This window comes from Streptomyces sp. NPDC001108, from assembly GCF_053598535.1.
Window position 1 is genome coordinate 80,335 of the sequence record NZ_JBSFKL010000020.1, and the last position, 8,648, is coordinate 88,982.

The following is an 8,648-nucleotide window of genomic DNA, read 5'->3' on the forward strand; positions in this document are numbered from 1 at the left end:
GGATTCCTCGTCTTCATGACACTGCCGGGGCTGGTCCTGCTGCTCACCGCGCTCGCCCTGGTGGACCAGGTGCTCCTGCGGGCGGGCCGGGCCGGGCTGTTGCCCTGGCGCAACGGCGCCCGCCAGGGGCAGGTCTCCGCGACCGGCTTCGAGCAGCTGCACGCCACTTTCTCGGCGGGCAAGCAGAACGAACTCAAGGAACGGCAGACGGCCCTGGTCCTGCTGGACGACGAGGAGGACGGTGCCCCGCCCCACCGCACCGAGGCGGACCTGGAGCGCGGCTCGGCGGTGATCCGCCTGCCCCGAAACCCCTGACCGGCCCCGCGTACGCGGCCACGCACAATAGGCTCCCGGAATGACGAACGTGCTGATCTCCGTCGACATGGAGGGCGTCTCAGGGGTCGTGCACCCCACCGAGACCAACCCGGACGCCTACGACTACGAACGCGGCCGCGCACTGATGACGGCCGAAGCGAACAGTGTGATCGCCGGCGTCCTGGACGCCGAACCCACCGCCGCGGTGCGGGTCGCCGACGCACACGGCCCGTTCCGCAACCTGCTGCCCGAACAACTCGACCGGCGCGCCCGGCTCGTACGGGGCAAACCGCGCCCGCTGGGCATGCTCGGCGGCCTCGACGAACACACCGACGCGGTTCTCCTCATCGGCTACCACGCCCGCTCCGGTGGCGGCCCGGCCGTCCTCGCCCACACCATGAACGACGGCATCCTCGACGTGCGCGTCGCCGGGCGCTCCATGGGCGAGATCGGTCTCAACACCGCCATGGCCGGCCACCTCGGCGCCCCGGTCGTCCTGCTCAGCGGCGACGACCGCGCCTGCGCCGAACTGCGCGACCTGGTCCCCGCCGCGGCCACCGTCGCGGTCAAGGAAGCCCTCGGCCAGGCCGCCGCCGTCACCCTCCACCCCGAGGAGGCCCGGGAACTCCTGCGCCGTACGGCCGCCGAAGCCCTCGCACGCCGCGCCCAGGTCCTCCCGCTCGCCCTCACCGGACCGCTGGACGTCGAGGTCGACCTCTATTCGCCGGTCACCGTCGACCTCGCCGTCCTCGTGCCCGGTGTCTCGCGTACCGGGGACGGCCGCACCGTCGCCTTCACCGCGGCCGACTTCGCCGAGGCGTACCGCCTGGTCCTGCTGCTCGCCCAGCTCGCCACCATCAAGCCTCGGTAGCGCCAACGCCGTTCGGGCGGGCCGGGAGGTGGCGCCGCACCCTGCCGCCGGGGTCGCCGGTCAGCAGGGCGGCCCTGCGCTCCGGTTCCCGGGGGTCCAGGATGCCCAGGGTGCGCCATGCTTCCGCGCGTACGAGCACCCTGGGGTGGGCGAGGAGGTCGACGACCCGGGGCACGTCGTCGGCCGTCCCGAGGTCGGACAACCCGCCCAGGGCGCCGATGAGGACCGCGTCGGGCGGGGAGGCGGCCTTGAGCGCGTCGCGGTAGACCTGCGGTGCCAGGTCCGTGTGCCCGAGGGCGTACAGGGCGGCGCGGGAGTGGTAGCGGACCCGGGCGTCCTTGTCGAGCATGGCCCGGCGCAGATGCGGTTCCCCGTCCGCCCGGCGGGCCCGGGCCCGCAGCCCCCGCAGACGGATGCGGGGGCTGCTGCTGTGCTCCAGGCAGGGCAGGACCGCGTCCTGATCGGCCGGTGCGAGCCGCTTGGACGTGGCCGTGCGGGCGGCCCACTGCCACAGGGCCGGGTCCCGGGTCGCGAAGGCGGCGGTGACGGCCGGGACGGGATCGGTGCGGGCCAGCCGGCGCAGACACGACGCCCGGAGCGGGGCGTCACCCGACCGTACGCCCTCCCACATCGCCTGTGTGCCGGACCGCAGCAGAAGATCCTCCACCACGGTCAGCAGGCGGCCGGCCCTGTGGCGTCCGCGCAGCTTGTCCAGGAACGGCAGCAGCTCGACGAGGAGCCCCACGTGCCCGGCGCCCAGCCGGGCGGTCACCGCGTCCCGCGCGAGGTCCCGCACGTGTCCGACCGGGTCGTTGAGGCGCAGCAGGAGGAACGGAACGGGGAAGGAATCCTCTTCGGGTGCCTGCGCGAGCCGGGCGACACCGGCCTCGCGCAGATATCCGGAACGGTCGAACGACATCAGGGCCGCCACCGCCAGGGCATGGTTTCCGGGAACGGTGCCGTCGCCCGTCAGGTCTTCGGATGACGAGACGCCTCCGAGGAAGCCGAGACCGTAGTGTCGGCCGCGGTAGCCCGATTCGAGGCGCATCAGCTCGGCCGGTGTCGCCGCCCGCAGCAGACCGTCGAGGCGGTGCGCAGCCAGGGCGGGGTCGTCGGCCCAGGTGTGCACCACCCGGACGGTGGAGTCCGGCAGCGGCGACGGGGAGAACCCGTCCGCGTCCCTCGTCATCTCCGCCCGCACCTCTTCCTCGCCCTGCGGCCGTTCCTGAGCCGCCGCCTCTCATGTCGGCCTCTCCCGGGTGCCCCGGAGAGGCCGGGTCAGATGCCCAGGAGGTAGCCCAGTGGTCCGTGCAGGTCGGCCGGTTCGCGGTAGTGGAGGCCGGTCATCCCCAGCGCCGCCGCGGCCCGGACGTTCTCCGACCGGTCGTCCACGAACAGGCACCGGTCCGGGTGGGCCCCCGCCCGCAGGGCCGCGATCTCGTAGATCCGCCGGTCCGGTTTGGCCACCCCCACCCGGGCGCTGCTGACGACGTGGTGTGCGAGCCCTGCCAGGCCCATGGCCGTCAGGTCCTCCTCCAGCCGCACGGTCGCGTTGGTCACCAGTACCAGGGGAAGGTGCTCCCGTACGCGGCGCAGCAGGCCCACCACGACACCATCGGCCCGGAACGGGGCCCCGGCCAGTGCTGTGGCCAGCCCGCGCGCCCGGCCCTCCGGTATCCGTTGCGCGAGACGGGCCGCGACAGAATCCACCCACTGCTCCTCGGTGATCGTGCCGAGGAGCAGCGGCAGGTCGAACTCCGGAGCGTACGCCACCTGCTCGGTCGTGCCCTGCGGGAGCCCGGCCTCGCGTTCCAGACGGGTCAGCGCCGACGTGTCGTAGAAGCGGATCACATTGTCGAGGTCGCACAGCACCGCGTCGAAGGGCCCGGGGGCGGTCGGGGGAGAGATCATCGCCCTTGCATAGCACGGGGGTGGCGGAGTCGGGCACGGGGCAGGGGCCGGGCCACCGGTGACGGATGGGCGGCTGCCGGGGGCGGGTCAGCCCCGTACCAGTCGGGCCAGCCGCTCCGTCCGCCCGACGAAGACCTCGTCCTGGCGGTCCGTCATCTGTCGCAGCGCGTCCTTCCGGTCCCGCCGGGAGAGGCGGTCGAGGTAGGTGTGCCCGAAGAGATGGTCGGTCTCGTGCTGCAGGCACCGGGCGAAGTACCCCGTCCCCTCGACGACGAGAGGGGCCCCGTCCTTGTCGAACCCGCGGACCACGGCTCGGTCGGTGCGGGGGACCACCTTGGCCGCACCGGGCACGGACAGGCAGCCCTCGTACTCCTCGACCAGCCGGCGGCCGTCCGGACCGGGCAGGTCCAGGACCGGGTTGACGACATGGCCGACGTGGCGGACTCCGTGGTCGTCCAGGCAGTCGTACACGAACAACCGCAGCCCGACCCCGACCTGATTGGCCGCCAGCCCTGCCCCCTCGGCCACGTGCATGGTCAGGAACATGTCGTCGATCAGCGTGGACAGCTCCGGCGTCCCGAACCCGGTCACCTCCTGGCACGGGCGCCCGAGAACCTCCTCGCCCGTCACCGTGACCCTGCGGAACGAGCCCCGCCCCGCCTCCGGCGGCAGCACCGGATACGTGTCGACGGGGTGGCCCTGCACGCGGACACGCCGGTCGTCGGGACGGATACGCTCGGGGCGGACGGACATGGCCGACTCCTCTTCTCGTACACCGCCCTTCCCGCCTTCCCGCGCACACCGCAGGAGAGGTGCAGGACCCTCACGGGGGACGGCGGTCGGGCAGGGGACACCGCTTGCCAACTGCTTTGCAAAGTAGCAGACTTTGCAAAGTGACAGTGGATGATCAGAACGCTCCGAACGTTTCGACCGGCCGGAGCGTTCGCGCCGACGCGGTGTTGCCCGAGCACGAAGTCCGCACGGCCCTGCTCGCCCTGCTCGCCGAAGTCGGCACGGCCACGGCGACCGAAGCCGCCGCCCGGCTGGGCCACAGTTCCGGCCTCTGCTCGTTCCACCTCCGCCAGCTCGCCCGGCACGGGCACATCGAGGAGGCCCCGCATACCGGGGGTCGAGCGCGCCCCTGGCGATTGCGACGGGACGCCCCGGACGCCCCGGACCCCGACGGCAACGGTGGCGGCTTCGGTGATCTGGCCCGGGGGCTGGAGGACGAGAGCTGGCAGCGATGGCTGGACCGGCGGGAGACCGTGCCGCCCCGCTGGCGCCACGACGAGGCATTCAGTGAGGTCGCCTATCTGACACCCGAGGAGATGGGCCGGGTCGCGGACGCGGTCCGGCAGGCACTGGCGCCCTACCGGGACCGCGAGCAGCGGCCCCTGGCCCGGCCCGGTGACGCCCGGCCGGTCGCCCTCATCACCCGTCTGTTCCCCCTGCTGCCCCACTCGGAGGACCGGCCACCGACGCCCTGAGCGCACCCGGTCGCCGCACCTCGAACATCCGACCGCGCACTCCGGTGCCGTGACCGGTCGGTCGGCTGTCGCCGTTACGTCTGCAGAGTTCTGCAATTGGTGACTTCGCCCAACCGGTGCCCGGCCGGCGGCGAGGGGACGGGGGACAGGCATGAGGGGCACGGGGGACCGGCTGCTGCGCCGGGGCACCGGGGCGGGGTGGGCGTGATGCCGTCTCTGCCCGCTCCCCGCACCAGTCTTTTCTGGGACCTGCCGCCGGTCCGCGGGTCGGTACGGGTGGCCCGGAACCGCAGTGGGCGATGGCTGGCCGGGGCCGGGTTCGTGCCGGGCTCCGCGCTCTTCGGCGCGGCGCTGCGGGTGGTGGCCGAACTCGTCTCCAACGCGGTGCTCCACGCGGGCTGTTCGCCGGATGTGCGTGTCGGCCTGGTCCTGGAGGGCTACCTCCTCACGATCACCGTCCGGGACAGGGACCCGCGCCCAGTGCCCCTGACCGGTCTCGCGCCCCGTCAGGGGCTCGCGGTGGTGACGGCTCTCGCGCACGACTACTGCGGCGACGTACGGACTGTCCCCGCCGCCGACGGGCCGGGGAAGAGCGTCGTCGTACGGTTTGCGCTGCTTGGCGCTGTCGAGTGAATTGGGACCTGGTTTGGGTGGTTCCGGATTTGTGTGTGGTTCGCGGGCGTTGGTGTGGTTAATCGGTGCGCGGTTTTCTGGTCCTGTTCTTTATGGGTGAGTTTGGTGTCTTGATTAAGCGTGGGGTTGAGGTGAGGCTTGGCGGCGTTCGTTCTCCGGTTGTGTGTTGTTGTGAGGAGTGAAGGATGCGCGTTCAGGGGCTGAGGCGGGTTGTTGCTGGTGTCGCGGTGATGTGTGGGGTGTTGCTGGGCGGGGTGTCGGGCACTGCGTCGGCGGCTCCCGGCCCGTCTGCTCCCGGTGTGTCGGTCGGGGTGGATGTGTCGGAGTGCGGGGCCGTGGGGAGTTTGTGCGTGTGGGAGGGGGCTTTTACGGGGCGGTGGGTTTTGTATGAGGGTTTGAATGGGGGTTGTGTGAATGTGCCGTTCGGCGTGCTGGCCGATATGAATATGACGGATCGGCGGGTGGAGTTCTTCCGGGGCGCGGATTGTTCGGGTACTCCGGTGCACAGCGAGCCTTCTCTGGGTTTTCATTCCTGGGTGAGTAAGGGTGCTCTTTACAGTTTCCGAGCTGTCTGACCCGGCTGCCCTGTACCGGCACTGTTCCGCCGGCACTGTCGCACTGGTCCCGCACGGGCGGAATGCCCGACGGCTTCCCCCACTTGCCGTCTGTGCGGGCGCGGTGGCCGGACGTCCCCCTGCTGTCCGCGGCTGTTCCCGGTCGCGGGCATGTCCGCCGCCCCACCCCCCCCACACGTGTGCACTGGTGTCGGTGGGGTGTTTTCATTTGTGCCGCTTGCTGTGTCGTTCGGGGTGATCGGAGGGGTGCTCCCCGGGCGTCCGGTTGGTGGTTTCTGGTAGGGCGACGGCCCCGGGCAAGGGGTGGGTCGGGGGAGTGGCGCCGTGGGGTGCCGCCGGGTTCGGGGGGATATGCGTACGGTGCGTCCGTTGCAGGATCTTGGTCTGTCCGCAGGTGCGGAGGCTGTTTATCTCGCGTTGGTGGAGCGGGGGCCGCGGACCGCGGACGAGCTCGTCGGGGCGCCTGGGCCTGAAACGGGGCCTGGGTCGGGGTCGAGGCTGGTGGGGGTGTCGGCGGGTGCGTTGTGGGACGCGGTTGCCGAGCTGGGTGCGATCGGGTTGGTGTCGTGTGTGGGAGGCAGGTTGGTGGCGCAGCCGCCCCGGGCGGCGTTGGAGGCGGTTGCGGAGCGGCGTGCGCGTGAGGCGAGGGTCGCGTACGAGAGTGCTGTGGCTCTGTCGCGGTACTGGCTCGATCACACGGTGGGGTCGGGGTATGTGGAGGTGGTCGATACTTCCGAGCGACGTGGGGAGGTTCAGTCGTGGGTGCACGAGGGGGCTGTGTCCGAGGTGCGCGCGTTGTCGATCGGACCGGTGGGTGGGGGTGAACGGTTGCCGGAGGTGGGTCCGGGGGTGTGGGACGCGTTGGGGCGGGGGGTTGACTACCGGGTGGTCTACAGCGTCGATGTCCTGCAGGATCCGAGGGCGTTGGACGTGGCGCACGCGTGTGTCGCACGGGGGGAGCGGGCCCGGGTGTTCCCGGACGTCGCGCTGAATCTCCTGGTGTGTGACGACCGGTTCGCGGTGGTGTCCGTCGCGGCTCCGAACCGTGTGGGGCATCACAGCGTGGTCGTGCAGCAGTCGGGGCTCTTGGACGGGTTGGTGGGCGTGTTCGAGTCGTACTGGCAGCTCGCCGTTCCGCTTCCGCCGGTGGGGGCGGCCGTCACGAGCGGGGCGGGCCCGGAGGAGCGGCAGTTGCTGAGCTGTCTCAGTGCGGGGCTGACCGATGAGTCGATCGCCCGTGAGTTCAAGGTGAGCGAGCGTACCGTGGCCCGGCGCATCGCCCGTCTGCAGGAGATGCTCGGTGCCAAGACCCGTTTCCAGCTCGGTGTCCAGGCCAGCCGTCGCGGCTGGCTGTGACCCCGCAGCAGAGCCCCGTACCCGGGCACCCTCTCGCCCGTGGCCCGTGCTCTGGCCTGTGCGCTGCCACGGCGTGCGGCCGGGCGGGCGGGACCGTACCGTTGATCCAGGGGTGTGGACACCTCGGTGGGGTGGGGGTGGTGCACAGTTGAAGGAGTGATTCCTGGTGAAGGCTGCACGTTATTACGACCGTGGTGATATCCGTATCGAGGATGTGCCGGTGCCTGCTGTTCTGCCGGGTACGGTGGGGATCGACGTTGCGTATTGCGGGATCTGTGGTACCGACCTGCACGAGTACCTCGACGGGCCGATCTTTGTCCCGCCGGCCGGTCATCCGCATCCGGTCTCCGGCGAATCCGCGCCCGTCACGCTCGGCCACGAGATGTCGGGCACGGTGTACGCGGTCGGCGAGGGCGTCGATGATCTGGAGCCGGGCGACCGCGTTGTCGTGGAGCCCTACATCCTGCGCCCGGACGTCGACACCAGCGAGAACAACCCGACCTACCACCTCTCGCCCGACATGAACTTCATCGGACTCGGCGGCCGGGGCGGCGGGCTCGCGGAGAAGATCGTTGTCGAACGCCGCTGGGTCCACCCCGTCGGCGACGTCCCTCTCGACCAGGCAGCACTCATCGAACCGCTCTCGGTCGGTTACCACGCCTTCCAGCGGTCGGGCGCGAAGACCGGCGACTTCGCCCTCGTCGGCGGCGCCGGCCCCATCGGTCTGCTCACCTGCGCGGTACTCAAGGCCATGGGCATCCGCGTCGCGGTCACCGAACTCAGCTCGCTGCGCCGACAGAAGGCCCTGGACACCGGGGTCGCCGACCACGTCATCGACCCCGCCACCACCGATGTCACCGAAGAGGTGCACCGCCTCACCGACGGCAGGGGAGCGGACGTCGCCTACGAGGCCACCTCCGTCAACGCCGTCCTCGACACCCTGATGGACGCCGTCCGGCCCGGCGGCGTCATCACCGTCATCTCGATCTGGGGCAAACCCGCCTCGCTCGACATGCATAAACTCGTCCTCAAGGAGATCGACCTGCGCGGCACCATCGCCTACGTCAACTCCCACCCGCAGACCATCGAACTCGTACGGGAGGGCCGCGTGGACCTGGCCCCGTTCATCACCAGGACCATCGGCCTGGACGACCTCGTTACCCAGGGTTTCGACACCTTGATCCACCACAACGAGACGGCCGTCAAGATCCTGGTCGACCCCCGCGCCTGACACCCCACGTGGGTGCCGGTTGGTCAGTTGTCGGTGGGGCCGGTCCGTGGTGCCGGGGTCGTGGGCCGGTCTGTGGTGCTGGGGTTGTGGGCCGGTCCGCGTGGTTGTGGGTTGGCTCTGTGGGGTTGGGGTCGGTGCTGGTGGGTTGGGTTGTTGGTGTGTGGTGTGTGGTGTGTGTGGGTGGGGGTGTTGTTGTTTAGGTGGCGAGGATGCCGCCGTCGACTGCGATGTGGCTGCCGGTGGCGAAGGAGGCGTGGTCGCTGAGTAGC

The 8,648-nt window shown here is 70.9% G+C and carries 9 protein-coding genes; 6 read left to right on the top strand and 3 right to left on the bottom strand.

Translation table 11 applies throughout. The features are described 5' to 3' along the window. Positions 1-15: 15 nt before the first annotated feature. Both ACWC97_RS30590 and ACWC97_RS30595 read left to right on the top strand, forming a co-directional pair. Entirely contained in the window at positions 16-315 is a 300-nt protein-coding gene (locus ACWC97_RS30590) for a DUF6191 domain-containing protein (protein WP_450652831.1), read from the top strand. A gap of 40 nt (positions 316-355) precedes the next feature. Then, complete coding sequence (locus ACWC97_RS30595; RefSeq protein WP_450652833.1) at positions 356-1,186, top strand: M55 family metallopeptidase; 831 nt, start codon at positions 356-358, stop codon at positions 1,184-1,186. Here ACWC97_RS30595 and ACWC97_RS30600 read toward each other — a convergent pair. The 3 genes from ACWC97_RS30600 to def all read right to left on the bottom strand — a co-directional run bounded on the left by ACWC97_RS30600 (position 1,173) and on the right by def (position 3,850). Next, entirely contained in the window at positions 1,173-2,375 is a 1,203-nt protein-coding gene (locus ACWC97_RS30600) for a HEAT repeat domain-containing protein (RefSeq protein ID WP_450652835.1), read from the bottom strand. The two genes, ACWC97_RS30595 and ACWC97_RS30600, sit on opposite strands and share 14 nt — an antisense overlap. Positions 2,376-2,464: 89 nt before the next feature. Next, positions 2,465-3,097, bottom strand: coding sequence for an HAD family hydrolase (locus ACWC97_RS30605; protein ID WP_450652837.1), 633 nt, complete (start codon positions 3,095-3,097; stop codon positions 2,465-2,467). An 87-nt stretch (positions 3,098-3,184) separates the two neighbouring features. Next, positions 3,185-3,850, bottom strand: a complete 666-nt coding sequence (def, locus tag ACWC97_RS30610; RefSeq protein WP_450652839.1) for a peptide deformylase — start codon at positions 3,848-3,850, stop codon at positions 3,185-3,187. A 140-nt stretch (positions 3,851-3,990) separates the two neighbouring features. On the opposite strand from def, the gene ACWC97_RS30615 reads away from it, so the two are divergent. The 4 genes from ACWC97_RS30615 to ACWC97_RS30630 all read left to right on the top strand — a co-directional run bounded on the left by ACWC97_RS30615 (position 3,991) and on the right by ACWC97_RS30630 (position 8,379). Next, complete coding sequence (locus tag ACWC97_RS30615; RefSeq protein ID WP_450652841.1) at positions 3,991-4,584, top strand: ArsR family transcriptional regulator; 594 nt, start codon at positions 3,991-3,993, stop codon at positions 4,582-4,584. Positions 4,585-4,791: 207 nt separating this feature from the next. Next, positions 4,792-5,217 (top strand): ATP-binding protein, encoded by a 426-nt coding sequence (locus ACWC97_RS30620; protein WP_450652843.1) that lies wholly within the window; start codon positions 4,792-4,794, stop codon positions 5,215-5,217. Positions 5,218-6,569: 1,352 nt separating this feature from the next. Continuing rightward, the gene (locus tag ACWC97_RS30625; protein ID WP_352281256.1) at positions 6,570-7,148 is read left to right on the top strand and encodes a helix-turn-helix transcriptional regulator; all 579 of its coding nucleotides are present in this window, start codon (positions 6,570-6,572) and stop codon (positions 7,146-7,148) included. 220 nt (positions 7,149-7,368) lie between these two features. Then, positions 7,369-8,379, top strand: a complete 1,011-nt coding sequence (locus ACWC97_RS30630; RefSeq protein WP_450652845.1) for a 2,3-butanediol dehydrogenase — start codon at positions 7,369-7,371, stop codon at positions 8,377-8,379. Positions 8,380-8,648: the final 269 nt, after the last annotated feature.